The 24,917-nt window shown below is 58.0% G+C and carries 21 protein-coding genes and 1 CRISPR repeat array; of the genes, 14 read left to right on the top strand and 7 right to left on the bottom strand.

All coding sequences use genetic code 11. From position 1 onward, the window contains the following. Positions 1–6: 6 nt before the first annotated feature. Together IDH44_RS07520 and IDH44_RS07515 are read left to right on the top strand one after the other, a co-directional pair. Positions 7–1,830: an FAD-dependent oxidoreductase gene (locus IDH44_RS07520; protein WP_190916239.1), complete on the top strand. Its 1,824-nt coding sequence runs from the start codon at positions 7–9 to the stop codon at positions 1,828–1,830. Positions 1,831–1,996: 166 nt separating this feature from the next. Continuing rightward, positions 1,997–2,911 carry an Rpn family recombination-promoting nuclease/putative transposase gene (locus IDH44_RS07515; protein ID WP_190916237.1) on the top strand — a complete coding sequence of 305 codons (915 nt, stop codon included), beginning with the start codon at positions 1,997–1,999 and terminating at the stop codon, positions 2,909–2,911. A gap of 509 nt (positions 2,912–3,420) precedes the next feature. On the opposite strand, the gene IDH44_RS07510 is transcribed toward IDH44_RS07515, so the two are convergent. The 6 genes from IDH44_RS07510 to IDH44_RS07485 all read right to left on the bottom strand — a co-directional run bounded on the left by IDH44_RS07510 (position 3,421) and on the right by IDH44_RS07485 (position 7,439). Beyond that, on the bottom strand, positions 3,421–3,750 hold the full coding sequence (locus IDH44_RS07510; protein ID WP_190916235.1) for a LytTR family DNA-binding domain-containing protein: 330 nt from the start codon (positions 3,748–3,750) through the stop codon (positions 3,421–3,423). Between the two features lie 20 nt (positions 3,751–3,770). Further along, positions 3,771–3,899: a cyclic lactone autoinducer peptide gene (locus IDH44_RS07505; RefSeq protein ID WP_190916233.1), complete on the bottom strand. Its 129-nt coding sequence runs from the start codon at positions 3,897–3,899 to the stop codon at positions 3,771–3,773. Further along, complete coding sequence (locus IDH44_RS27355; RefSeq protein ID WP_397326750.1) at positions 3,892–4,347, bottom strand: accessory gene regulator B family protein; 456 nt, start codon at positions 4,345–4,347, stop codon at positions 3,892–3,894. The genes IDH44_RS07505 and IDH44_RS27355 overlap by 8 nt, the downstream gene beginning before the upstream one ends. Before the next feature lie 55 nt (positions 4,348–4,402). Further along, positions 4,403–5,101: a hypothetical protein gene (locus tag IDH44_RS07495; protein WP_190916229.1), complete on the bottom strand. Its 699-nt coding sequence runs from the start codon at positions 5,099–5,101 to the stop codon at positions 4,403–4,405. Positions 5,102–5,327: 226 nt separating this feature from the next. Beyond that, a complete protein-coding gene (locus IDH44_RS07490) occupies positions 5,328–6,608 on the bottom strand; it encodes a mannitol-1-phosphate 5-dehydrogenase (protein ID WP_223869454.1) in 1,281 nt (426 codons plus the stop codon). Between the two features lie 159 nt (positions 6,609–6,767). After that, positions 6,768–7,439 carry an HAD family hydrolase gene (locus IDH44_RS07485; RefSeq protein ID WP_190916227.1) on the bottom strand — a complete coding sequence of 224 codons (672 nt, stop codon included), beginning with the start codon at positions 7,437–7,439 and terminating at the stop codon, positions 6,768–6,770. A 271-nt stretch (positions 7,440–7,710) separates the two neighbouring features. Here IDH44_RS07485 and IDH44_RS07480 point away from each other — a divergent pair, with 271 nt between their 5' ends. Together IDH44_RS07480 and IDH44_RS07475 are read left to right on the top strand one after the other, a co-directional pair. Next, positions 7,711–8,715 carry a zinc-dependent alcohol dehydrogenase family protein gene (locus IDH44_RS07480; protein WP_190916225.1) on the top strand — a complete coding sequence of 335 codons (1,005 nt, stop codon included), beginning with the start codon at positions 7,711–7,713 and terminating at the stop codon, positions 8,713–8,715. A gap of 22 nt (positions 8,716–8,737) precedes the next feature. Further along, positions 8,738–9,298, top strand: a complete 561-nt coding sequence (locus tag IDH44_RS07475) for a DUF1273 domain-containing protein (RefSeq protein WP_190916223.1) — start codon at positions 8,738–8,740, stop codon at positions 9,296–9,298. 56 nt (positions 9,299–9,354) lie between these two features. Here IDH44_RS07475 and IDH44_RS07470 read toward each other — a convergent pair whose 3' ends face one another. Further along, positions 9,355–10,404, bottom strand: a complete 1,050-nt coding sequence (locus tag IDH44_RS07470) for a cell wall hydrolase (protein ID WP_190916221.1) — start codon at positions 10,402–10,404, stop codon at positions 9,355–9,357. A 333-nt stretch (positions 10,405–10,737) separates the two neighbouring features. Between IDH44_RS07470 and IDH44_RS07465 the strand changes: the two genes are divergently transcribed. The 10 genes from IDH44_RS07465 (at position 10,738) to IDH44_RS07420 (ending at position 24,903) form a co-directional block, all read left to right on the top strand. Then, complete coding sequence (locus IDH44_RS07465) at positions 10,738–11,568, top strand: helix-turn-helix domain-containing protein (protein WP_190916219.1); 831 nt, start codon at positions 10,738–10,740, stop codon at positions 11,566–11,568. Positions 11,569–11,630: 62 nt separating this feature from the next. After that, positions 11,631–13,853 (top strand): AraC family transcriptional regulator, encoded by a 2,223-nt coding sequence (locus IDH44_RS07460; RefSeq protein ID WP_190916217.1) that lies wholly within the window; start codon positions 11,631–11,633, stop codon positions 13,851–13,853. Between the two features lie 189 nt (positions 13,854–14,042). Continuing rightward, positions 14,043–15,011, top strand: a complete 969-nt coding sequence (locus tag IDH44_RS07455) for an ABC transporter permease (protein ID WP_190916215.1) — start codon at positions 14,043–14,045, stop codon at positions 15,009–15,011. Next, complete coding sequence (locus tag IDH44_RS07450; protein ID WP_190916213.1) at positions 15,008–15,901, top strand: carbohydrate ABC transporter permease; 894 nt, start codon at positions 15,008–15,010, stop codon at positions 15,899–15,901. The genes IDH44_RS07455 and IDH44_RS07450 overlap by 4 nt, the downstream gene beginning before the upstream one ends. A gap of 47 nt (positions 15,902–15,948) precedes the next feature. Continuing rightward, positions 15,949–17,556, top strand: coding sequence for a type 2 periplasmic-binding domain-containing protein (locus tag IDH44_RS07445; RefSeq protein ID WP_190916211.1), 1,608 nt, complete (start codon positions 15,949–15,951; stop codon positions 17,554–17,556). A gap of 148 nt (positions 17,557–17,704) precedes the next feature. Further along, positions 17,705–19,861 carry an alpha-galactosidase gene (locus tag IDH44_RS07440; RefSeq protein WP_190916209.1) on the top strand — a complete coding sequence of 719 codons (2,157 nt, stop codon included), beginning with the start codon at positions 17,705–17,707 and terminating at the stop codon, positions 19,859–19,861. Between the two features lie 188 nt (positions 19,862–20,049). After that, positions 20,050–20,875: a CRISPR direct-repeat array (repeat unit 32 nt; unit sequence GTCGCATCCTATGTGGATGCGTGGATTGAAAC). A 120-nt stretch (positions 20,876–20,995) separates the two neighbouring features. Next, entirely contained in the window at positions 20,996–21,517 is a 522-nt protein-coding gene (locus IDH44_RS07435; RefSeq protein ID WP_190916207.1) for a YcxB family protein, read from the top strand. A gap of 78 nt (positions 21,518–21,595) precedes the next feature. Further along, positions 21,596–22,408 (top strand): helix-turn-helix transcriptional regulator, encoded by an 813-nt coding sequence (locus IDH44_RS07430; RefSeq protein WP_190916205.1) that lies wholly within the window; start codon positions 21,596–21,598, stop codon positions 22,406–22,408. Positions 22,409–22,511: 103 nt separating this feature from the next. Then, positions 22,512–23,819 carry an NtaA/DmoA family FMN-dependent monooxygenase gene (locus IDH44_RS07425; RefSeq protein WP_190916203.1) on the top strand — a complete coding sequence of 436 codons (1,308 nt, stop codon included), beginning with the start codon at positions 22,512–22,514 and terminating at the stop codon, positions 23,817–23,819. 34 nt (positions 23,820–23,853) lie between these two features. Further along, complete coding sequence (locus tag IDH44_RS07420; protein WP_190916356.1) at positions 23,854–24,903, top strand: NAD(P)/FAD-dependent oxidoreductase; 1,050 nt, start codon at positions 23,854–23,856, stop codon at positions 24,901–24,903. Positions 24,904–24,917 lie beyond the last annotated feature (14 nt).

Genomic DNA, 24,917 nt, shown 5'->3' with positions numbered 1-24,917 from the left:
TCAAGGATGGCACACAAGTCTGAACGGATGGCAACGGAGGTGCTCGTCGCCGGCGGCGGCATCGCCGGGGTCGCGGCAGCGCTGGCCGCGGCACGGGGCGGCGCGCGCGTCGTGCTGTGCCAGGATCGCTCGGTGCTGGGCGGCAACGCCTCCTCCGAGATCCGGATGCATATCGTCGGCGCGGCCCATTCCAAGCGGGGTGCGCCGCTCGCGACGGAAGCGCGCGAAGGCGGCATCGTCGAGGAGATCCTGCTCGAGTGCGCCTATCGCAATCCGCAGCGCAGCGCCTCGATGCTCGATCTGATCCTGTACGAGAAGTGCAGGGCCGAGACCAATCTGACGCTGCTGCTTAACACCGCCATCACCGGGGCGACGATGGACGGCACGCGCATCGAGGAGGTGCTGGCGGTGCGCGAGAGCACGGAGCAAGCCTTCGCGATCCGCGCCGCCGTCTGCATCGACTGCACGGGCGACGGCCGGCTCGGCAAGGAAGCGGGCGCGCGCTATACGACCGGTCGCGAGGCCGCGAGCCAATACGGCGAGACGCTGGCAGGGGAGGAGGGCGACGCGTATCGGCTCGGCTCCTCGCTCTTGTTCACGACCCGGGACATGGGCCGGCCGATGCGTTTCGTCCCGCCATCGTGGGCCAGGCGCTACAGCGAGGAGGACCTGCGCTATCGCCCGCACGATTCGTGGGAGTACGGCTACTGGTGGGTCGAATTCGGCGGGCTGCTGGACACGATCGCCGACAACGAGGCGATCCGCGACGAGCTGCTGGCAATCATGATGGGGGTGTGGGACCATATCAAGAACAGCGGTCATCATCCGGAATCCGAGAACTGGGCGCTCGATTGGTTCGGCTTCCTGCCGGGCAAGCGCGAGTCGCGTCGCTTCATCGGTCGCCATGTGCTGACCCAGCACGATCTGGAGCAGGCCGTGCATTTCGACGATGTCATCGCCTATGGCGGCTGGCCGATGGACACGCATCCGCCGCAGGGCATCGAGGCCAAGGAAGCCGATCCGTGCCGTCAGCCGGTGACGGAGTACGCCTACGGCATTCCGCTGCGCGCGCTGATCAGCGTCAATGTAGACAACTTGATGTTCGCCGGGCGCAATATCTCGGCGACCCACATCGCCTTCTCCAGCACACGGGTGATGGCGACCTGCGGTGTGATGGGACAGGGCGCCGGCACGTTCGCGGCCGTCGCCACGACGGCGGGTGTCCCGCTACACGAAGCCTGGCGGCGCGCGGAGCTGGTCGGGCGCGCGCAGCAGGAGCTGCTCCGCCAGGATGCCTACTTGCCCGGCATCGCGGCCGCGCCGTCGCTGGCGAGCCGCGCCGCCATTCGCGCTTCGTCCGAACAGCCGGAAGGGCGCGCGGCCCAGGTCATCGACGGCCATACCCGGACAATGCACGGCCCGCGCGGCGTGCGGCCCGAGCTGGCCGTCCCCGGCACGCACCGCTGGATGGCGCGGCCGGACGATCCGGCACCGTGGATCGAGCTCGAATGGCGTTCGCCGGTTGCGCTCCGCGAGGTGACCGTGGTGCTTGATACCGGCATGCATCGCCGGCTGACGCTCACGCACGAGGCGCATTTGCAGCGCCAACTGGAGTGGGGACCGCAGCCGGAGACGCTGGCGGATTTTCGACTCGTGGCGTATACGGCGGACCATCCGGACGAAGGACAGGAGATCACGCGCATCGCTGGCAATTACCAGCGCCGCGTCGTCTGCCCGGTGAATCTGACGCATGTGCGTCGGCTGCGGCTGGAGGCGCTGGGCACCAATGGACTGGACCATGCCCGTGTGATGGAGATCCGATGCGAATAGAGAGAGGCGGTCCTGCTAACGCAGCAGGGGCGTCTTTTTTTCTCGGAACGAAATGGGTTGCGCCCGTTTCGCCTTGCCCGTTTCGCCTTGCCTGCCCGTTCAGGAGCCCATATGGATGGCAGGGAGCTAACATGTTATAATAAAGAGAAAATGGGGCTGATTGAGAATGCGGGAGCTGCTCGATCCGAAAAACGATTTTGTGTTCAAGCGCATATTTGGAAGCGAAGAGAACAAGGACGTGCTGCTGGCGTTTTTGAATCGAACGTTTGCTGACTCCGGTGATGCGCCGCTGACCGAAATTGTAATTATGAATCCCTACACAGATAAGGACGCGCCATTAGATAAGCAATCGATCTTCGATATCTGGGCGCGTACGAACGAAGGCAAATTAATCAACGTCGAAATGCAATTGTTCAACAAATACGATATTGAGAAGCGCACGCTGTATTATTGGAGCCGTCGCTTTTCCAGTCAGCTTCAAGAGGGACAGTCCTATCGGGAGTTAAAGAAATGTGTCACCATTAACATTTTGAATTACGCGTTTATCCCGAATACGCGCTATCATAATGTTTATCATCTTCGCGAGGACGAGACCGGGCTTGAGTTGACCGATGACATTGAGGTTCATTTCATCGAACTGACCAAGCTGAGCGATCAGTCGGTTCCGGTTGAGGGAGGGCTGGTCAATTGGCTGCTGTTCTTGAAGGGCGCAGACAAATCGACATGGGAGGTATTGCAAATGAATGAACCGACCTTGAAAAAAGCAATGACGACCCTGGAATTTTTAAGCATGAACGAGGAAGCGCGAATGCGGTATGAGGCGCGTCAAAAATTCCTGCACGACGAGGCCTCGGCACTGGAGTGGGCCACGGAAAAGGGATTAAAGCAAGGCATGGAGCAGGGTATGGAAAAAGGCATGGAAAAGGGTATGGAAAAGGGTATGGAAAAGGGTATGGAAAAAGGTATGGAGCAAGGCCGGCTGGAAGTAGCCCGGAACATGCTGGCAAAAGGGCTGGAGCTTGGCGTCATTGCAGAATTGACTGGATTCTCAGTGGAGGAGCTTAAAAAACTAAATGCATGAAAAGGCCAAAAGCACCGCGCAGGTAATTTTACAATTACAACGCGGTGCTTTTTTTAATTCTTCGAAAGTAAGGGATCTCGCGTATATTTATCTAAATTTCTCGGAACGAAACGAGGTGGCGCCGCAAAATGACGGCGTCCGACGTTTTACCTTGACTACTACCTTAAGTAAAAGCGCATCTTGAAATCTGACGGACAGAAATGACCGTTACAGCGCTGATTACGATAAATTTAAGCTGTACCGGACAAAAGTGACCGTTAGCGAGCTCTGGTCCCTGCGATAATGCCATAATATTAGTCTAATGGACAAAAGTGTCCGTTAGAGCGAAGGAGACGCTTGAAATTTGATGCTGACGAACAAAAATGTCCGTTAGATGAGGAGAGAATTGGCCGTTGGCAGTCAGCCTCAAGGTCTCCGTCGCCCTACTGCGCCTGAATAATCGTTCTCAAGAAAAACGGCTCTTCGAAATAAAAAAAAGCTGCCTGAGTATCAGGCAGCAAGGGTAACCATCAAGGTGGTGGAGGATGCATGCGCAAATAGCGCTTGAGCCGCCGTTCATTCGCTTCGGAAACGGTCGAGAAGGTATCCTGGCCGGGAAAGAACACAAGCTTGCGATCGGCATCGTAACGGTCAACGTTCCCCAGATTGACAACATTCGAGCGATCGAGCCGTTCAAACCCGAGCGGTTGGTAAGCGACGAGCAAATCGGACAAGGTGGCCGGAAATAAAAATACCCCTTGTTTGGCATGGATGTAAATCGTGCTGCGATGGCTCGTAAAGTAATAGATATCCGGCTCGCTGATATCCCAAGGGTTCCCCTCCAAGTCCAGCACGCGCATCGTTCCACCATCCTAACAGTTTATTGCGGCTTTTTTAATAGTTCTTCGGGAGCTTTTGGGCTGTGCGCCCAAGGCTTAGCAATATTTGCAAAAAGTATTGCAATTGAACCAAGACATACTGAAGCGCTTCTAGCCAGCCATTTACTCATGTTTAGCACTCCTTTCTAAGAGTAATAAAGAAAGTGTCTGAACAAAGACCACAATTTCCAAAGTAGTTGAATTAGTCCAAATTGTGAGTAGAGCAAACAAAATTGCAATCAATTTCAACTTAAGATAATGCTTTTTTGAAATGAAAGTGTTACGGTCAAATCTAGGAGCAATTAGAATTAATAAGAAAAGACTAATAAAATTCATAAAAATTAAGATGTAATTAGGTATCAATTGAGCTAAATGAGGAGCCAAGGAGCAAAGGAGAATTGAACTGAAATTACAAGCTAAAGAGGATTGAAAATGGTATCCACCAGTTAAAAGTCGAAATGAAGCAAAACCCAACAATGCAATTACGGTAGAATAAAATGCTTCAAATATAAAACCAAAACATAAGCTTGTAAAAATAATTATAAAGGAGTTGATTATAATAGTAAGGGCATAATTCATTACTTCAATTGAGTTGGTTTGTTCCGGATTAATATTTTTAATATACCGAGCGATTTTATAGGTCATTTCGATTCGCATCTTCCCAGTCCTTTTTATATGAAACAAATAAAAAGCAAAAGAGAAACAATACATAAATTACTGGTATCGCTAAATAATAGCTTGATAATGTTTCCACCATATGTAAAGTAATAATAAAAATAATTGGAGAAGGAAGAGTTAAGAGAAACAAGTGCAAATCCCTAGATTTTAAGTGCATTGGTATTTTCCGTCTTGGAGAATCAGGCACAAAATCAAAACCAGTTCTTTTCTTTTTTATGTAACTTGCGAGAATAAATACTGAAACTGCAGATATTGTTTGTAAGATGTAAGTAGAAGTTTCTGTTATATAAGGAATGGTTGACTCAAATAAACCAAACTGACTCATGATAATCAAATAAACACTTTGAATTAGCAAATAGCATTGATATGCAACTCCAGTCAAAATGACAGCATAAAGTAAATGAATGCGAATAATTAACCACATAAATAAAAACATCAGTAAAAATTGTAGCAAAATATCAACATAGACAAACCCATAATCATTCCGAAGCACAAACGACACAAATGCCATGATGGCGCCAGCAAATAGTATCTCTTTGAAGAAAATGTCGATTTTAAACATTCGAAAGATGAGGAAGAACATTGCAGTGGTTTCCAAGACAGAGAACACCATAAATAGCGAAAAATCGACCATCTGTATCTCTCCCCAAGCCACGAATTTCACTTCGTTCTCATCTACTATAGCATACGGGACTTATTACCCACAACCTTTATTTGTATCCGGTTGCAATCGAGACTATCGTTTCAGCACTCGCTTCGTCGCTCCAATAGCTTCCTCGTGAGGTGGGAATTCGGGAATGCCTCATACTCCCGACATGCAAAATCGCCGCAGTTGTGCGGCGATTCCAAATTCATTCAAGCTAGCTGATTGTAAATTGGACTCAAGCTTCTGCGTTTTTGGAGAATCCGCTGACGGTTGCGACTTGGCCGGCGGCGAAGGATGACGGCAGGGCATCGACTTTGGCGAGCCTGTATTTCTGGACATATTCGCGGTAGCGCGCGGCGATTTTTTGATGCAGAGGATGGGTAGACGGAATTTCGAAATACGTGCGGATGACGTGCTGCACGCCTTGCTGGCGCAGATCCGCCTGCAGCCGCGAGGCCTCCTGATCCAGCTTCGGATCGAATAGCATGGCTGCTGCGATGGCTGAAATCAGATCGGTCGTTTCCATCCCCATGTCGTAGGCCAGCATCAGTGGTTTGATGAGCCGGTCGCCAGGCGACAGCTTGCGAATCGGCGAACGTCCGACGCGGACCACCTCGTCGATGAGCTGAGGATTGGCAAAGCGCTCCAAAATTTTGTGAATGTACTTTTGGTGGTTGGTCTCATCCAGGTTATGCTTTTTGGCCAGCATCTTGCCGGTCTCCTGCATGACGAGCCGCACGCGACGCAGCAATGCCGGATCGGCCATAGTCTGCTGGATGGTCTTGTGCCCCGCCAAATAGCCGAAGTAGGCCGCGGCGGCGTGACCGGTGTTGACAGTGAAGAGCTTGCGCTCAATAAAGGGGAGCAGCGAGTCGACATACAGGGCACCTTCAATTTCGGGCAGGCTGCCCTCCATAATAATCGCAGAGCGGTCAATGGCCCATTCGTAATAAGGCTCAACGGTGACGGCCAGCGGATCGTCGTGCTTCTTGGTCGGCACAATGCGGTCAATCGCCGAGTCGGGGAAGGCAATCTGGCGATGGGCCTGGTCGTGCAGATCCGCAGGGAGATGCTTGAATACCCATTTTTTGAGCTTGGTGCTTGCGCCCACGGCATTCTCGCAGGCGATAATATGCAGCGGCTCGTCGGTATGCTGCATCCGCAGCACGATGCCTCTTGCGATGGTAGCGGCAATGTCCTTCAGATTGGAAGCGCCGACTGCTGTCGTGACCAATGCGGCCTCCACGATGCGCCGTGCGACGGCGTCCGTATTGCGGGCATGCACGGCAGAGATGTTGTCGACCTCGAGCATCTCCGGATCGCCGCCTGCGATGTAGACCGGATAACCGCCGCGCGATTTCAACATGGCCACCTGCTTTTCGTTGCGCGATACGAAGCACACGTCGTAACCGGAACGAGACAGGCGCAGACCGATGAAGCCACGGCCGATATTCCCGGGTCCGAAGTGGACGGCGCGCGGCCTTCGTTCCTTGATTTCAAAAGGGGTATTCATCATTCATTTCTCCTCCCAGATCCATGGCTTGCTTTTTTTATTTTTGGTCATGTGCGTTGCATACTTATTAGAATGACTTATAAAGCAGAAAATTCAGACGAATGGAGATTGATGAGGGATGCCCCCGCCAAGAATGGAGGGGGCTTATTGACGTTGATTCTGTTACGAGCTGGACGGCGTCGAGAGGCCCGCCAGCATTTCATCAAAATCGTGGCCTTCAAGCGACTCGATCATCGTGTGACCCGTGCCGAAAGGCAGTTGCTTGGTAATGGTATTCGGAATGACCAGTGTATAAATTCCCGCCGCTACGGCGGCTTTGGCTCCATTGGGCGAATCCTCGATGGCAATCGCTTCGCCGGCCTCTACGCCCAGACACTCCAGCGACTGCGTATAGAGCTCGGGGTCAGGCTTCACATGCTTGACGTTATCGGCTGTTCGGTAGCATTCGAAATAATCGGCGATGCCGAGCTGTGCGACAAAACGATCGACCCATTCGCGGTGCGAGCTTGATGCCAATCCGATCTTAAGACCGGCCGCCTTGGCCTTCTCCAAATAATTGAGAATTCCCGGACGCACTTGCTCCTGCATCATGAGCTCGGCATGGCGGGCCTGCATGGCCGCGCGGAAGGCATCCAGATCGAGATCAATGTTGCAATCTGTGCTGAGATACGTGTAAGGGTTGAAGGAATGAAGGCTGGTGCCGAGGCATTCGGAGTATTTCTCCAATGTCAGCTCGACGCCGTGCTCCTTGTAGGCATCGCGAAATGCAACGTACCAAGCTGTCTCGGTGTCAATGATCGTACCATCGAAATCAAAGATGATCGCTTTAATCATGTAGGGTCCCCCTCAGTCTGTATAAGATATACGATATGTCATCATTCACCACTTGGAAGGGCGAATAAACATCAAATTTATAAATTTACGTTATAATAATGGTAACACGGTTATTCCCTCTGGTCAAACGCGTTAATAAAGTTTACATTATTGAAAGGAATGTTTTGAAAACCTGAAAACGCTGTATGTATAGCATATACGGGCGATCGGCGAATCATGTAAAAACGGGCCAAAACATTTCGGCAATGTCCATCAGCAACGGAGGGATAGGGTGCGAGCAGCGATACTGACAGACAAAAAACAAATGGAACTCAAGCAGGCCGCGGAACTGGAGTTGGGCCCTAAGGACGTGAGGCTCGAAGTCAAGGCATGCGGCATATGCGGTACAGACCAACACATCTATCACGGCCAGCCCGGATCGGCGGCTGTCACGCCTCCGATCGTGCTCGGTCATGAATTGTCCGGGATCGTCGCCGCGGTGGGGAGCGAGGTGAAGCTGCATGCCGTCGGAGACCGCGTCTCGGTCGATCCAAATATATATTGCGGCAGCTGCGTATTTTGCCGCAAAGGGATCGTGCAGCTCTGCGACAACTTGCAGGCAATCGGAGTCACGCGCGACGGCGGAATGGGCGAGAGCTGCGTGGTGCCGGAAGCCAACTGTTACCGGATGCCCGATCACATGAGCTATGTGGCCGGCGCCTTGGCCGAGCCGCTCGGCTGTGTGCTGCACGGTCTGAAGAAGCTCACAGTGCGCCCGTCCGACGCGGTGCTCGTCATCGGCGGCGGGTTCATCGGCCAATTGTTCGTCCAGTTGCTGCGCAGTCAGGGCCGGTCGGGCCGGCTCGCGGTCAGCGAGCCGATCGAGACCAAGCACCAGAGTCTGCTCGAGCTGGGCGCCAGTGAAATTATTGGCGATCCATCCAATATAGACGCCGTGCGGGATACCTTCGATATTGTCATTGAGTGCGTCGGTCGTCGTCAGTCGATGGAGACGGCGCTGCAAGCCGCTGCCAAGGGAGGCCAGGTGTTATTGTTCGGGGTGGCTGCCCCGCATACGGAGGTGACCTTGACCCCTTACCACGTATTCGTCAAAGAGCTGCGCATCATGGGCTCCTTCATTAATCCGTATACGCATCTGGACGCGCTCGGGTGCATCGCTGCGGGCGATGTCGATGTCGAGGGACTGGTCAGCCACCGCTTCGCGCTGGACGAGGTGCCGGATATGATGGCGCGTTATCCGCAGCTGGAGGTGACCAAGGGCATCATCGTGTATTAAGAAAAAGCAAGGAGGCATGCAGGTGCGCAACGTATTGGTGACGGGCTATCGCGCGCACGAGCTGAATATTTTTGACGACAAGCACCCCGGAATTGCCTATATTCGGCAGGCTGTGTCAACAAGGCTGATCGCACTTCTGGAGGAAGGGCTGGAGTGGATGGTGACGCCGGGGCAGTACGGAGTCGATCTGTGGGCCTGCGAGGCGGCCTTCGAATTGAGAGCGGAGTACCCGCAGCTCAAGGTGTCGATCATCGCGGCCTGCGCCGACCAAGGCAGCAATTGGAGCGAGACGAAGCAGGCGTACTATCGCACCATCACGGACCGGGTCGACTACTACGCGGCGGTCAGCAATCAGCCCTATCAGGGCGGCTGGCAGCTCGCGGCCCGGGATGAGCTGCTGCTGCGCAAGACCGGCGGCATCATTCTGGTGTACGACGAGGAGGCGGGCGAGGGCTCGCCTCGGCATATCAAAAACAAGGCGCTCCGCAAGGGAGCGCGCGAGGACTACCGCTTCATGCCGATCCGGCTGGAGGATATTCAGCTGCTGGCGGACGAAGCCGCCTGGAACGCCTCTCAGATTTGACACTAACAAAAAATGCCGCGTCACCCTTTCGGTGGCGAGGCATTTTTTTAGTTCGTTTATTTCACATAACGATGATTGCCGATCTCTTTGACGAGCGTCAACGCATCCCAATACTTCCCGCCGGTGACGGCGGGGTTGTAGAAGAACAGCGCTCCGGGCACGTTGTTCTCGCCCTTGAGCACCGCCGCTGCGGCTTTTTTGGCATTGGCGCCGGCCACGCTCGCATCGAGCAAGCCGTTGTGCGCGGGCGGGAATTGGCCGCGCTGGTAGATAACATCCTTGATCGTATTCGGGAAGCGAGAGCTGTTCACCCGATTCATAATGACGCTGCCCACGGCGAGCTGCGACTGGTAGGACTCGTAGCCTGCTTCGACCTGGATGATGCGGGCGAGCAGCGCTTCGTCGGCCTTATGGGCCTGGGCGGCCGCTGCTTCGGCTTCGCGCGCTGCCCTGGCCGCAGCCTCCCGCTCGGCCTGGGCCCGGGCTTCTTCCTCGGCCTTGCGGCGCTGCTCTTCCTCCGCGGCCAGCCGGGCTTGGCGCTCCGCCTCGATGCGCGCCTGCGTGACGGCGGGCGATTCGGCGAGCTTGTCGGACATCAGGTCAGGGACGACCGTGCTGACCGGCACGCCGCCGCCGAGTACGTGCGTATCGGCGGCCCAGCCGTTGCGCTCGATCAGCAGCAGGGGCGTCGTCTCCGCCGCCGCGGCCAGCGACGCGACCGTAGCTCCGGGCTCGGCGCCGAAGCGCGCCACGGGTACGATATTGGCTTGCTTGGTCGCTTCGTTCCATTCCAGCTTCGCATGCAGCAGCTGGGCCGCGTCACGCAGCGGGAAGTACAGGCGATATTCGTGCAGGAACGGCGCGGCTTCCATCCAGTAGTGCGTATCGTTAAGCGTCAAGCCGTAATCGTCTGCCGCAAATGCGAAGCGGTCTCCGGCGGCCGTGACGACCTCTGCTTGCTTGGTGTCCGCATCCCAAATCAAGGCGCCGCTCATTTGCTCGACCAGCGGGCTCAGCGGGACATACAGCCGATTGTCCATCAGCAGGGACGGGGCTTCGCCCGTGTCCAGCACACTTCCCTCGAGCAGTACTGCACTGCTTTCCACGGGTGCAGCGTCGCTGCTTTGGGCGGCTGCAGTCATAGGCAATGCAATAACCATCAGCATGGCGAGCATGCCGAATGTCAGTAGCCGTTTGATGGGTCTTCACTCCTTCGAGCCTCAGATTTTCACGAGAAGATTTTACCACAGCCGATCTCGCGTTCATACCCTCTTAACATTAAAGGTTTTTTATTTGACTTTTTAGCGCTCGTCCATTGTTAGCGCATACATTTTGCGAACAATCGTCCATATGAATACGCGCGCTCTCCATTTACAATTCCTGTTTGGTTGCTATAATTGAAATGATCAGAGCTAGTCGGGGAGGGGGCGATTGCATCTATGCACTCGTTTTTTGAATGTTTTTTTCCCAAGCTTCAAGACGTTTTGATTCGCGACGGCGATTTTTGGGCGCAGTACGGATATGTAGTCGGCCCCATCCAGGCCAAGCTGTACAATTTCTGCTGCGTGGACGGCGGCATCGCGGAGATGGAGTTGAACGGAAAAGTTTATGCCTTAAAAGCGGGTCAGGCGTTTCATTTTGCGCCGGGCGACCAGTTGCATATCAGGAGTGCGCGGCGCGATCCGCTGCGCTATACCAGCGTGCACTTCTATCATTATCCATTGATATGGGAAGGGCTGAAAGTGCAAGTCGCCGAGCGTGTGGAAGCGCTCCCCTTTGACCGTGTAGTTCATCTGCAATCCGTGTATGCGACTGTGCAGATCGAGCTGCAGGCGCTTCACGCGCTCTGGACCTGCAAGCAAGGGGGCTACGAGTGGCGATCGCGGCAGAAGTTCGTGCATGTATTGCAGCACCTGGTCGAGCATCTGGACAGCCGTCTTCGCCGGGAGGACGGGACGGTGCGGTTGGTGCTGGAGACCATGCGGTATATTCAAGAGCACTATGCCGCCGCGCTCGACCGGGATCAGTTGGCGCGGATGGCTTCGCTGTCGGCGAGCTATTATTCGACTTTGTTCAAAAAATACGCAGGCTATCCGCCAATGGAGTACCTGCACAAACTAAGGCTCGACCGGGCCAAGGAATTGCTGCGCGGCACCAACGCGCCTGTCTCCACCATTGCCCGCGAGGTGGGCTACCGCGATCCGCTGTATTTCACGCGATTGTTCGCCAAGGAAATCGGCATGTCGCCGCGCAAATTCCGGAACGGGTAGCGGAAGGTATAATATGTGAATAATAAACAATCAGGAATTAGAACCGCATAGGGGGCAAAGCGATGATCGAGAAGCTGAAGGGGAGTTACTTCGCCAAGCTGGTGCTGTCGCATCTGGCACTTACGCTGGCGCTGGTCACCATCGGCGGCGGGCTGTTATTGAACAAGACGGCGGCGCTGATGACCGAGGAGATGCGGGAGAGCGGCGTCAATCAATTGGTTCAGTTCAAGGAACGGCTGGAGCGGGAAGAACTGGAGAAGTACAATGCCCTGCTGCTGGGAAAAGCGCTCAGTACCATACGCGTAGACGCGGAGAATGAGATTCAGCAGCTGCTGGACGGCGGGGCGACAAATAATTATTACCGAATCAATCGATTAACCCAAGATTTGAAAACGCTATCATTATCCCTCCCCTCGCTGCAGAATCTATCCTTCTACTTTGGCCGAGATCACTTCGTGGTCGATCATTATTTCTATGCGGACGCCTCACAATCGCCACAAGGGAAATTGCTCGCCGATCCGTCCGGGATTCCGCTGCACCGCTGGTTCCTGCGCAGCATGCCGGATCCGGAAGGCGCGATAGTCAGCGGACAGGCGGGCCGGCAAACGCAGGTGCTGAGCTACGTCCACACGCTGCCCTATATGGCGCAGCGGGACAAGATCGAAGGATATATGATCATTGATCTCGACACGGAGCGGATGATGGCCGCGCTGAGCGAGCACTTGGGCGCCAATGGCGAGCGGCTCGCGATTCTTGACGCCGAGGGCGGCGTCATCGGCTCGTCCGCGCCCTGGGATGAGGCGATGCTCGCGCTTGTCCGCGAGCATCGCTCGGGTGCGCAGGACCGGATGATCAAGCAGAGCGGTCAGGTGCTCTCGATTCTGCCCGGCGGCACCTCGATCTTTGGATGGAACTATGCGCTGCTGCGGCCGCAGCATTCCGTATGGTTGGGGACGCAGGAGATGAAGCGGGAGATCTGGCTGGCGGCGCTCGGCGTGCTGCTGCTCGGGGCGCTGCTCTCGCTGATCGGTTCGCGCGGCTGCTACCGCACCTTCCGCTACGTCTCGCAGCGCATTCGCGCTGCCGCCGGACAGCTCAAGGTCGCCGGCGCGGGCTGGCACAATGATGTCGGCTGGATCGATCAGGCGCTGGGCAGCCTCGATCAGCAGCGCGAGCGCTACCTCAGTGACCAGCGCGAACGCCAGTGGCGCCGCCTCGCGGAGGGCGCCGACTGCGGCGGCGAGGAGCTGCTCGTCCCGGACAGTACGGTCTACACGGCAGTATGCGTGCGGGTGCATGGTATTGACGTCCATGCCTATAGGGAGCAACTGGCCGCCGCACTGGCGGAGGAGGCGCTGCGTTGCGAGCATGTGACGCTCGGCGCCCAGGAGCTGCTCCTGGTCTGCCTGGGACGTCTCGACCAGGCGGCCACGACCCGGCTGCGCCGCCGGCTCGACGAGGCGATAGGGAGCGGCAAGGCGGACGCAGAGCGCTATGATGCCGGCGTGGGCAGCGCCGTGGAGACGATCTTCGACCTGCATCAGTCTGTGGCGGAGGCGCAGCTGGCCAGCCGCTACGGCTTCTTGTGCGAGGACAACGCCTGTATGAGCTACGAAGCGATCGAGCATCGCGAAGGCCACTATCCCGAGCTGGCGGCCGAGCGCCTGGAGACTCTGCTGCGCACCGGCGAGACGACCGAGCTGGCGGCCTATATGGGCGAGCTGGAGCGCGAGCTGCACAGCGGGGGTTATGCGATCGAGGGCATCGAGCTGACGCTGATGCAGTTGCACCTGCACTTGTCCCGGACGAGTATGATGGCCGGCGGCAAGGGCAGCGAGCCGCCCGCATACCGCCGCAGCGTCAGCCTGCGCCGGACGATCGAGGGGCTGGCCGCGATTGGGGCAGAGGCGATCAACCGCCGCTGTGAGCCGCGGAGCGACCGCTACGCTCGCATTCTCGGTGGCATCCGCGACTATGTCGACGCCCATATGCACGAGGACCTCTCGCTCGACCAGCTCGTCGAGCTCACCTCCTATTCCAAGCAGTACATCTGCAAGCTGTTCAAGGAAGAGCTGCAGACGACGTTCGTCGATTATTTGACGACGCTGCGGCTAGAACAGGCGGCGCGGCTGCTGCGCGATACGGAGGAGACCGTTGCGCGGGTAGCGGAGCGCAGCGGCTTTCGCAGCGCCCAATATTTCTCCAACAAATTCAAGACCAGATATGGCGTCACGCCCGGCCAATATCGCAAGGCGTACGGCGACGTGCAGATCAGTTACAGCTAATCCGCGCAGATTGCGCAAGTCGCTTTCAGATTTTGCAAGGCGATGCCGTTCAGATCGTGTAAGACAGATTCAGATTGTACAATGGAAGCGGCTCTATCTCCGGTGCTACAGTAAGGCTGAGCAAGCGCATTCAAGCCGCAGCGGGCGGTACGGATGCGCCAGTCGAACCGGAGAGGAGCCGTTATTTTCATGAAGTCATCTTTGAGCGCGTTATCATCATCGTCGTCCCGGCCTGCCGTACCGGAGCCGCGCGTGTCGGTGTGGGAGCAATACAAGAAGTGCAAGTATTTGCTCGTCATGCTGATCCCGCTGTTCCTGTACTATCTGATCTTCGAATACGGGCCGCTGTACGGCGTGCAGATCGCCTTCAAGGATTATCAGATCCGGGCCGGCATCTGGGAGAGTCCGTGGGCGGGCATCAAGCATTTCGATTACATGTTCACCGCGTCGCCGGAGTTTTACCGTATCTTGTGGAATACCGTAGTGATCAGCTTCTACCATCTGATCTTCGGCTTCCCGGCCCCGATCCTGCTGGCGCTGCTGTTCAACGAGCTGCGGATTGGCTGGTTCAAGAAGCTGAGCCAGACGATCTCGTACCTGCCTCACTTCCTGTCCTGGGTCGTGCTGGGCGGCCTGCTGATCACGATCCTATCGCCCACTACGGGCGCGGTCAACGCCGTGCTGGAGTGGCTCGGGTTCGCGCCAATCTACTTCCTTGGCGACCCGGATTACTTCCGCTTCACGCTGGTGGTCTCCTCGATCTGGAAGGAGATCGGCTGGGGGACGATCATCTATCTCGCCGCGCTGACGGGCATCGATCCGCACCTGTACGAGGCGGCGCGCATGGACGGCGCCGGACGCTGGAAGCAGACGCTGCACATCACGCTGCCGGGCATCATGCATGTCATCGCGATTCTGTTCATCTTCCGGACGGGGCAGGTGCTCAATGCGGGCTTCGACCAGATCTTCAATCTGTACAATCCGGCCGTGTACAGCGTCGCGGACATCCTTGACACGTACGTCTACCGCGTCGGACTGACGCAATTGCAGTACAGCTTCACGACCGCGGTCGGCCTGTTCAAGAATGTGATCGCCTTCTCGCTCGTGCTGCTGACCAACTATGTGGTCAAGAAGCTCGGACAGGAGGGGATCCTATGAGCTGGTTCAGCCGGATGACGCGAGGCGAGGCGGCCTTCCAGGTGGTGGCGGTCGTGCTCGTGACACTGCTGGGCGTGACGACGCTGTACCCGTTCATCCATGTGCTGTCGGTATCGCTCAGCTCGCCGAGCGAGGCGATGCGTCCCGGCGTCCATCTGTGGCCCAAGGCGCTGACGCTCGATGCGTATGTGCATGCGGTGCGGCTCAATGGCATCTGGATCGGCTTCGCCAATACGATCTATCGCACAGTGATCGGCACGCTGCTATCCGTGTTCGTGATGTCGCTCGGGGCGTATGCGCTGTCCAAGAAGCATTTGCCGCATCGCAGCGCGTATACGATGCTTGTCGTCGTGACGATGTTTTTCAGTGGCGGACTCATCCCAATGTTCCTGCTGATGAAGGGGATCGGGCTGTACGACACACGCTGGGCGCTGATCATACCCGGGCTGTTCAATACGTTCTACATGCTGATCATGCGCAACTTCTTCATGAGCATCCCCGGCGAGTTGGAGGAGTCGGCCAAGATGGACGGGGCGGGGGACTTCCGCGTGCTCTTCCAGCTCGTGCTGCCGCTCTCCAAGCCGATCCTGGCGACGATCTCGCTGTGGCTCGCGGTGCATCACTGGAACGAGTGGTTCAACGGGCTCATCTACATCCAGGATCAGAGCAAGGTGGTGCTGCAGATCTATCTGCGCCGGCTGATCGTCGAGAACAACGACTCCGACGTGCAGTTCCTGATGGAGCAAGCGACGGGCTCGATGGCGCAGATCGTACCGGAGACGATCAAGGCCGCGGTGCTGATGATCGGCACGATCCCCATCCTGCTGATCTTCCCGTTCATTCAGAAGCACTTCGTGAAGGGTATCATGCTCGGCTCAATCAAGGGCTGATCTACAAGAGGGCTGATATATATAATAGAAAAAGGGAGGCAACACACATGAAAAAAACATCGACGAAATGGCTGCTGCGTCTGCTGACGCTGGCGCTGGCGGTACTCGTCGCGGCCGGCTGCTCCGGCGGCAACACGGGCGGCAGCAAGGCTGCAAACGCAGGAGATAACAGCGGCAATGCGGGGGCGGACGCTTCGGCGCCGCCCGCCGGAGCGGCGGAGGAGGAGCCGATCGAGATCTCCTGGCTCAGCTTCAACTTCCCGCCCGAGGACGGCACGTTCGTCCAGCAGTATCTGGAGGAGACGTTCAATGTCAGGATCACCAATGTACGGATCGACCGCACGAACTGGAAGGATCAGCTCAATGTGCGGCTCGCGTCCGGCGAGCTGCCCGATCTGTGGCTGCTGTGGGGCATCGCCGACGTGAGCACCTACGCCTCGCAGAATCTGCTGGCCGAGCTGCCGGTCGACGAAATCCGCGCACATCTGCCGGAGCTGGCCGCGCTGATCGACGAGAAGGACCCGGGCGCGTGGAACAACGGTCTGATCGACGGCAAAAACTACGGCATCCCGATCACGAATCTCGACGGCGCCTATCCGCTCCTGACGGTCTACAACGAGGAATGGCTGCAAGCGGTCGGCTACGACGAGCCGCCGCAAACGCTGGAGCAATTCGAGGATGTGCTGTACAAATTCCGCAACGACGATCCCGACGGTAATGGCAAAAAGGACACGTACGGCATCACCGGCAAGGCCGCCTCGAATATCGGAGATAGCTTCGTCAGCGTCTTCAATGCCTTCGACGTGCAGCCGACGTATTGGGAGGAGGACGACACCGGCGCACTGGTCTACGGCATGACGACGGATAAGGCGCGCGAGGCATTCAAGCTGCTCAACAAATGGTTCGACGACGGCGTGCTCGATCCGGAATTCATCACCTCCGACGGCAAGAAGGAAGAATTCCTGAACAGTCGCGTCGGCACGACGAATTCGTCATGGATATACTACCGCCCGAGCTACCGCGAGACACTGAAGACGACGGACAGCGCCCGCTACTTCGACGCGGTCGTTGGTCCGCAATTTGCCGCGGATGGCTATACCGGCAAGGCGGCGGCATGGGGGCTGACGGGCAACTACTTCGGCATGAGCGTCGACGTCGACGAGACGCCGGGCAAGCGGGAGAAGATCTACGAAATTCTGAACGCGACGTACACCGACGAGGTCGTCATGAAAAAGGTCTTCTTCGGCGACGAGGGCGTGCACTACGATCTGGTCGACGGACGCCCGGTGATGAAGGAGGCATACGCGGACACAACCACGAAGGTGAGCCTCGGCATGGGCGCCTACTACGGCCTGCTGGCGGGCAAGTCGTTGAAGTTCGAGGCCATCAATAATCCGGCCGAGGACCTGGCCTGGCGTGCAGAGGTGACAGCGGGCATGCCGATGCAGTTCGACAAAGGCAAGTTCTACATGCCCTCGCGTACGAGCTTCCCGGACTTGACCAATCTGGAACGGGAATATTTCATCAAGCTGATCACCGGCGAGGTCGATCTGGAGGGAGGCTTCGACGAGTTCGTCGAACGCTGGAACAAGGCCGGCGGCGCGCAGTTGACGAAGGAGGCCAATGAAATCTATGCGCAATTGAAGGGCGCGTAGACGGATAACGAGCGGCACTGTGCCCGCAACCCAAAGCCGGCGGGCGATTCGCCGGCTTTGGGTTGCGATCGGGGATGTAATCCAGCACAATAGAGTGGGGAAATCAGGAAGCGACGCGAGGCGCGGGAGAGCGAGAATGGGGGACACAATGAGAGAGCAACTCATGCAGTACGAGGATTGCTACGTGCGGCTCGACGGGGGCGGCGCGGTGACGATCGGCAACGCGAAGTTGGAGCGGCGTTACCGTGTAGCAGACGGGCGGCTGCTGACGGTCGGACTGCGCGACAAGCATGCCGGCGGCGGAGAGTGGCTGGCGGAGACGCCGAGCGAGGCGATAGCGCTGCCGTGGCTCGGCTCGGCGGCAGAAACGGCCGCAGTGAGCGCGCGGGTGGACGACGAAGCGGGGCTCACGCGGCCCCGGCTGCTCGTAGCCATTGATCTGGCTTATCCGGAGCAGCAGACGCTCGTGCGCTGGGAGAGCCGGATCTGCCCCGGCTCGCCGTGGATCGGCCAGGAATGTCAGGTGCGGCGCCTGGAGCGAGAGGAGCAGCCGGCCGGACGGCTGGTGTGGACCTCGGAGGCGCTGGCCGAGGATGGCGGAGCGCAGGGCGCGGGGCAGGAAGAGGAGCGCCTGGACAACGAGGAGCATGCAAAGGCGCGCGAGCGGGAGGATCGGATCGACGCGCTGGCGCTGCGAGCCTTGCACTGCCGCTACCGGACGGTAGCGCTTCGCGACGTGACGGACCGTAATAATAATCTGGTCGGCGGCGAAACGGGGCTGCTGTATCCAAACGAGCGGCGCGCGCATCGCGGGAATGTATTGGTACTGGAGCGTACATTGGAGCCTGGCGGGCTGCTCGTAATCAAGGAAGGTCCGACCGCCCTCGCGCATCTGCAGGATACCGGAGCGGACTTCCGCTTCGCCGGGCTGCTGCTGACGGTCTGCGGCAGCGGGCTGTCGGATGCGGCTGGCTTCGCAGAGGAGGAGGGCGACGCCTTCATTCGCGCTTACGGCACGGTCGTCGGCGTCTGCGACGGCAGCCGCTACGGCGCGCTGGCCGTGCTGCGGGATTATGAAGCGCGCAAGCGCGTCTACCGGGCGGAACGGGACTATACGCTCATGAGCAATACTTGGGGCGACCGCTCCCGCGACGGCCGCGTCAACGAAGCCTTCATGACCGGGGAGCTGGCGCAGGCAGGACGGCTGGGGCTGACGCATGTGCAGATCGACGACGGCTGGCAAAAGGGCACGACGGCCAACTCGGTCGTCGCAGGCGGCGTATGGAGCGACGGCTACTATGCGGCCGATCCGCAGTTCTGGGGCGCGCATCCGGAGCGTCTGCCGGGCGGACTTGCGCCGCTCGCCGCGCGTGCGGCGGAAGCGGGCGTCAAGCTCGGGCTCTGGTTCTCGCCGGACGGGACGGATGATTACGCTGCGTGGACGCGCGACGCCGAGACGCTGCTGCGGCTGCACCGCGACTACGCCGTCGAGCACTTCAAGCTAGACGGCATCCGAATCGGCTCCAAGCTGGCGGAGACACGGCTGCATCGCATGATGCGGCGCGTCGCGCGGGAGAGCGACGGCGCGGTCTGCTTCAATCTCGACGCGACCTCGGGCGTGCGGCTCGGCTATTATCGCCATATGGAGCACGGCTGTCTCTTCCTGGAGAATCGCTACACTGACAGCGGCAGCTACTATCCGCACTGGACGCTGCGCAATCTGTGGCAGCTGGCGCCGTACGTGCCGACGCGGCGGCTGCAGGCGGAGCTGCTCAACGTGCAGCGCAACGAAGCGCGCTATGGCGACGATCCGCTCGCTCCCGCAGCCTGCGGGCTGCTGTACGGCTTCATGGTGACGATCATGGCCAATCCGCTCGTATGGATGGAGACGACGGGGCTATCTGCGGAGGAGGCAGAGCGCTTGGCGGCGGCGGTACGGCTCGTGCGTCCGCACCATACGGCGATGCTGGACGGTCACGTGCTGCCGATCGGCGAAGAGCCGTCCGGCGTCTCGTGGACCGGTCTGCAGTCGATCACGGGGCCGGATGAAGGCTATCTGCTTGTCTTCCGCGAGCTGACGGATCGGGCGGAGGGTCGCTTGCGGCTATGGCAGACGGACGGCGCGCCGCTGGCGCTGCGCTGCGTCGCCCGGCTCGAGGCGCGCGAGAGACTTGTGGACGGGGCCGGTGAACCGCCGCTGCGAGCGGAGGCGGACAGTGACGGGCGGTATGCGTTTGTTTTGCCCGGTCCGTTGACATGCGCGCTGTATCGGTATGGGACGGAGGCGCAGGAACTGCTGACGTGACGGCACGGCTGCGCCTTCCGGTGCGAACCCCAGGTGCACATGGAATCCCCGGGAGGTTCGCACCCCGCGCCAGCACTGGCTTTTTTTACAGAAGGCTCGTTTTTTTAGCCTGAAAAATGTATACTGAAAATAGGTTCGCACTTTCGGGCCTGGGAACGCCCGCCCCGTATGGGCTCGCGGGCGCCGCTGTCGCATCCTATGTGGATGCGTGGATTGAAACCTTTTTAGGAACAGTAATCTCAAAAAAAAAGTGGAAGTCGCATCCTATGTGGATGCGTGGATTGAAACCTCCCAGGTCAGATACTCCGGGCGCCATGCCGTGGTCGCATCCTATGTGGATGCGTGGATTGAAACATTAGGCCGCCCGTCATCGCCTCGCCTGCGCCACGTCGCATCCTATGTGGATGCGTGGATTGAAACCGTATCTCGTATCGATCGCCTCGACTGTTGCAATCGTCGCATCCTATGTGGATGCGTGGATTGAAACAGATTCGAACGTTTTAATCGACTGGAAAGACTAGTCGCATCCTATGTGGATGCGTGGATTGAAACTTCGAGGTCATAGCCTTGATTCTGGCGCTCCTGAGTCGCATCCTATGTGGATGCGTGGATTGAAACAGAACGTACAACTTAATGGCACGTTTGTCTTTGGTGTCGCATCCTATGTGGATGCGTGGATTGAAACGTGCCTGTTACGCTGTCAATAGATGCGATTCGCGTCGCATCCTATGTGGATGCGTGGATTGAAACCACGCATCGATCCTTGGCGCGGGTACCCCCAACGTCGCATCCTATGTGGATGCGTGGATTGAAACATCCCGCTGGAGCTGGCAGAGCTGGCCGCAGGGGCGTCGCATCCTATGTGGATGCGTGGATTGAAACTCAGCTAGTGCGCCGCCCGACAGGTTATTCATGGTCGCATCCTATGTGGATGCGTGGATTGAAAGCATCATGTATGAGAAAGTTCATAATGCGTCTACCGGTCGCATCCTATGTGGATGCGTGGGATTGAACCGAATCGCTCGTTGTAAATTTAAGGTCGAAAAATGCGTGACACATGCAGTATAATAGAACCATTACAGTAATGTCGGAGTGGACGCGCCAGCGGCCGGTATTCGGGGAGGTCAAGCATACTTGAGCGAGTCGGTTGAATTTGTGACATCGTATGAAGGGGAAGAATTCAAGGCATTCAAACGGTTTCAGGTCTTTCGAAGGCATCGGGTGCTGGTACGGATGTTTATTTTTGTGCTCATTGCGGCAGGCTTGTACATGGGGATTCGCCGCGCCGATTGGTTGACCGGCGTTCTGCTGATCGGCATCGGCTTGTTCACGCCGATGGCGCTGGGATGGGTGACCAACTGGATGGCCAAGCGGCAGAGCAAGCGGCTGCGGAAGCAAGGCGGCATCACGTGTACGTATCGCGTGGAGCGGGACTGGCTGTTCAACGAGACCGACTTCGAAGGCGTGAAGACGACCTCTGCGACAGGCTGGGGGAATGTGGTTTACGTTTACGAGACGGAGGAAAGCTTTTATCTCTACATTAAGAAGAAAGAACCGGTTATCCTGCCGAAGCAGGCGCTTGTGGCCGGAACGTCGTTCGATGCGCGCTTGCTGCTTTGGGACGTGACGCGTCACAAATACAAAAAGTTGAATTAGCATTTGTCCGCGGTGCGCGCTCCTACGGCAGCCCCCGGACCCAAACAAGAAAAATTGCGGTACAGGAGAAGACTTCCAATGAACGACAGCGAGCGTATTGCGGCGGTATATGCCGGTAGCATCTGCAGGGTGGAGAAGGTGTACCGCGTCATCATTCAACCGAAAAGCACGCTACGCGCGTACCGGACGATTAAGCACGGGTGGGTATTTCCGGTTCGAGGCGAGGCGCACATGCAGGTGAACGGTACCTCCTATGCTCTGGAGCCGGGGCGCGTCCTGCATGCCGCTCCGGAGATGCGCCTGGACTCGCAGGTCCAGGGCGAAGGTGAATTCGAATATTACTTGCTCTTATACCGGCTCGAACAAGCGAGTGATGCGGCGGCGACAGTGTGCGGCACCCATTACGCGCTGCGGCCCGGCGTTCACCCGGGGATCAACGAGCGGCTTGTTCAATTGCACCGGCAGGTGCGCAGGACTGGCGAACTGGCGCGGCTCAAAACCAGTGCGCTGCTCATGGACTTGCTGCATCAGGTGCTGCACGGATGCGGGCAGGCGATAGGCGGCTCCGCACCGTCGGAGCAAGCCGTCACGGCTGCCGCCGCCTATATCGAAGACCATTACATGGAGCCGCTGACGCTGCACGGTCTGGCCGCGCTGCACGGTATGTCGTCGGCGCGGTTTTCCTATTATTTTCATAAATACATGCGATTGCGCCCGATTGAGTATGTCATGCAGTGCCGCATGGAGCGGGCCAGGGAGCTGCTCCAGGCGGGGACCTTCCCGATCAGTGCGGTGTCTGCGAGCGTTGGCTACGACAACCCCCTTTATTTCAGCCGAGTTTTCAAAAAGAAATTCGGTCTCTCGCCATCGAAATATATCAGCCAAGTTTAAATATTTGTGTATGCCGATTTTAGCATTTGTGTATTCGATTTGACCGCTAAAAATGCTATACTTCAATTGATAATGAGAATTGTTATCATTAGGAGTGAGGCCATTGTACAAGAAGCGACCGCTTTGCATCGGGTTGTCGCTATCCGCGACCTGGATGAAAGGAGACGGTTGGCGGCGCCAGGATAGCAAAGCGGAGCAATTAAATTCGAGCGATTTTTATATCGGTCTGGCCCAAAAGGCAGAGCGAGCCAAGCTTGATTTTGTATTTAAGCCGGACGCCTTGTACGTGAACGTCGAGGCACTGGAGCGCTCGCCTGGATTCGGGGGGCTGGACCCGACCTTGCTGTTGACTTCGCTGGCGCACGCGACGTCGCGAATCGGACTGATCACGACGGTGTCGAGCACGTTCCTGCCTCCGTATCTGGTGGCGCGGCAGTTGCAATCCCTGCACTGGATCAGCGACGGGCGCGCGGGCTGGAATGTCGTGACGGCGCTTGGCGGCGCGGAGAATTTTACCGCTGCAGGCATGCCATCTTCGGAGGAGCGGTATGCCCGGGCGGAGGAATTTGCCGAGCTGGTCATGGAGCTGTGGGAGAGCTTCCCGCATGACGCGCTCCGCATAGATCGGGCGACGGGAAGATTTGCCGATTCGCAGCGGGTCAGGCCGGTGTCGCATGAAGGGACGTTCTTTCACGTGAAGGGACCGCTCAACATCCCGGCGCATCCCGCCGGACCGCTCCCTGTGCTGCAGGCTGGCGCATCCGAGAACGGCAGACGATTCGCGGCCGCATACGCGGATGCGGTGTTCGCCGCTGCGCCGGAGGCGGCGGCGGCTATCGAGCTACGCGATGACTTGCGGCGTCGCGCCGTTGCGCTCGGACGAGCCCCGGATGCGGTGCGGGTGCTGCCAGGGCTATATTTTTTTTTGGCCCCGACTCGGGAGGAGGCGCGCGCGCAATACGCCGAAGCGCATACGCATGTGAGCGCCGAGCGTCGTCATGCGGCGATCGAGGCCGCGCTGGGTCTGAATCTGCGCGGCCTCGATCCGGCCGAGCCGGTGACGGCCGAGCTGCTGCCCGATCCGGCGCTTCCGGTGCGCGATCGCACCTACACGGCTGCGCTTCGCGCGCTGATCGTCTCTCGGCAGCCGACAGTGGCGGAGCTGCTGGAGCGACCGGAGGTAATCGGTTCGTTGCATTGGGTGGTGATCGGCACCCCGGCGGACGTGCTTCGACAGATTGTCGACTGGCATGAAGCGGGCGCAATGGATGGGTTCATCGCATTGCCAGGCGGCTCGTTGCAATCGCTGGACTTGTTGCTCGAGGAGCTGGTGCCGATGCTCGCCGAGCTCGGATTGTACCGGCGGGAATATGCGGGCGCCACGCTGCGCGAGCATCTGGGCGTGGAGTAAAAAGGTGACGAAGACAGAGGAGGAAGCGATACGAATGCAGGATCAGGAGCTGTACGACATCACGATAGTTGGCGGGGGGCCGGCGGGCTTGTTCGGCGCCTTCTATAGCGGATTGCGGGAGATGAAGACCAAGATTATCGAATACCAGCCGCGGTTGGGCGGCAAGGTGCATGTGTATCCAGAAAAGATGATCTGGGATATCGGCGGCCTGCCTCCGCTGCCGGGCGCGCAATTGATCGAGCAGATGGTGGAGCAGGCGATGACCTTCGAACCGGAGATCGTGCTCGGGACCAAGATCACCTCCATCGCGCAGGATGAGGCGGGACATTATGTGCTGCACGCTGACTCTGGAGAGCGACACGACTCGCGGACGGTCCTGCTGGCGATCGGCGGCGGAATCCTGAAGCCGATCAAGCTCGAGATCGAGGGCGCAGAACGCTTCGAGGTGACGAATCTGCATTACACGGTCAAATCGCTGGCGCGCTTCAAGGGCAAGACGGTGCTGATCTCGGGAGGGGGTCATTCGGCGGTGGACTGGGCGAACGAGCTGGCGCCGATCGCGGCGCGCGTCTATCTCACTTACCGCAAGGACGCGCTTAAGGGTCACGAGGCGGATATTTCGCGGTTGACCCGCGGCGGTGTTGAAATCCTGCTCAATTCCACGATCGACAAGCTCGTCTCGGCCGCGTCGCAGGATCGCATCGACTCGGTCGTGCTCCGCGAGGCGGGCGAAGGGCGCTCGTACGAGCTGGTCGTCGACGAGATCATCATCAATCACGGCTACGAGCGCGACAAGACGCTGCTGGCGAACAGTGCGATTCCGATCGCGCTGCACGAGCATCGGATTGCCGGCACGGTTGGCAGCGAGACGTCGGTGGAGGGAATCTACGCTGCCGGGGATGTGCTGCATCATGACGGCAAGCTGCATCTGATCGCCGGCGCCTTCCAGGATGCGGCCAACGCAGTGAATCGCGCGAAGCAATATATTGCGCCCGAGGCGGAGGCGCGTGGGATGGTATCCTCGCACAATGAGCTTTTCGCACAGAAAAACCGCGAGCTGATACAGCATTTGTATACCAAATAATACGAACCCTGACA

The sequence above is a fragment of the Paenibacillus sabuli genome (assembly GCF_014705605.1).
GTDB lineage: Bacteria > Bacillota > Bacilli > Paenibacillales > Paenibacillaceae > Paenibacillus_D > Paenibacillus_D sabuli.
The sequence above is the reverse complement of the archived record's forward strand: the minus strand, read 5'-3'. Positions and strand labels throughout refer to the sequence as shown.

Bases quoted from the DNA above. Each gene is read 5' to 3' on its own strand.
- IDH44_RS07520 (WP_190916239.1), top strand. From the start codon at position 7: ATGGCACACAAGTCTGAACGGATGGCAACGGAGGTGCTCGTCGCCGGC.
- IDH44_RS07515 (WP_190916237.1), top strand. From the start codon at position 1,997: ATGCGGGAGCTGCTCGATCCGAAAAACGATTTTGTGTTCAAGCGCATA.
- IDH44_RS07510 (WP_190916235.1), bottom strand. From the start codon at position 3,750: ATGCGCGTGCTGGACTTGGAGGGGAACCCTTGGGATATCAGCGAGCCG.
- IDH44_RS07505 (WP_190916233.1), bottom strand. From the start codon at position 3,899: ATGAGTAAATGGCTGGCTAGAAGCGCTTCAGTATGTCTTGGTTCAATT.
- IDH44_RS27355 (WP_397326750.1), bottom strand. From the start codon at position 4,347: ATGAATTATGCCCTTACTATTATAATCAACTCCTTTATAATTATTTTT.
- IDH44_RS07490 (WP_223869454.1), bottom strand. From the start codon at position 6,608: ATGATGAATACCCCTTTTGAAATCAAGGAACGAAGGCCGCGCGCCGTC.
- IDH44_RS07485 (WP_190916227.1), bottom strand. From the start codon at position 7,439: ATGATTAAAGCGATCATCTTTGATTTCGATGGTACGATCATTGACACC.
- IDH44_RS07465 (WP_190916219.1), top strand. From the start codon at position 10,738: ATGCACTCGTTTTTTGAATGTTTTTTTCCCAAGCTTCAAGACGTTTTG.
- IDH44_RS07460 (WP_190916217.1), top strand. From the start codon at position 11,631: ATGATCGAGAAGCTGAAGGGGAGTTACTTCGCCAAGCTGGTGCTGTCG.
- IDH44_RS07455 (WP_190916215.1), top strand. From the start codon at position 14,043: ATGAAGTCATCTTTGAGCGCGTTATCATCATCGTCGTCCCGGCCTGCC.
- IDH44_RS07450 (WP_190916213.1), top strand. From the start codon at position 15,008: ATGAGCTGGTTCAGCCGGATGACGCGAGGCGAGGCGGCCTTCCAGGTG.
- IDH44_RS07445 (WP_190916211.1), top strand. From the start codon at position 15,949: ATGAAAAAAACATCGACGAAATGGCTGCTGCGTCTGCTGACGCTGGCG.
- IDH44_RS07440 (WP_190916209.1), top strand. From the start codon at position 17,705: ATGAGAGAGCAACTCATGCAGTACGAGGATTGCTACGTGCGGCTCGAC.
- IDH44_RS07430 (WP_190916205.1), top strand. From the start codon at position 21,596: ATGAACGACAGCGAGCGTATTGCGGCGGTATATGCCGGTAGCATCTGC.
- IDH44_RS07420 (WP_190916356.1), top strand. From the start codon at position 23,854: ATGCAGGATCAGGAGCTGTACGACATCACGATAGTTGGCGGGGGGCCG.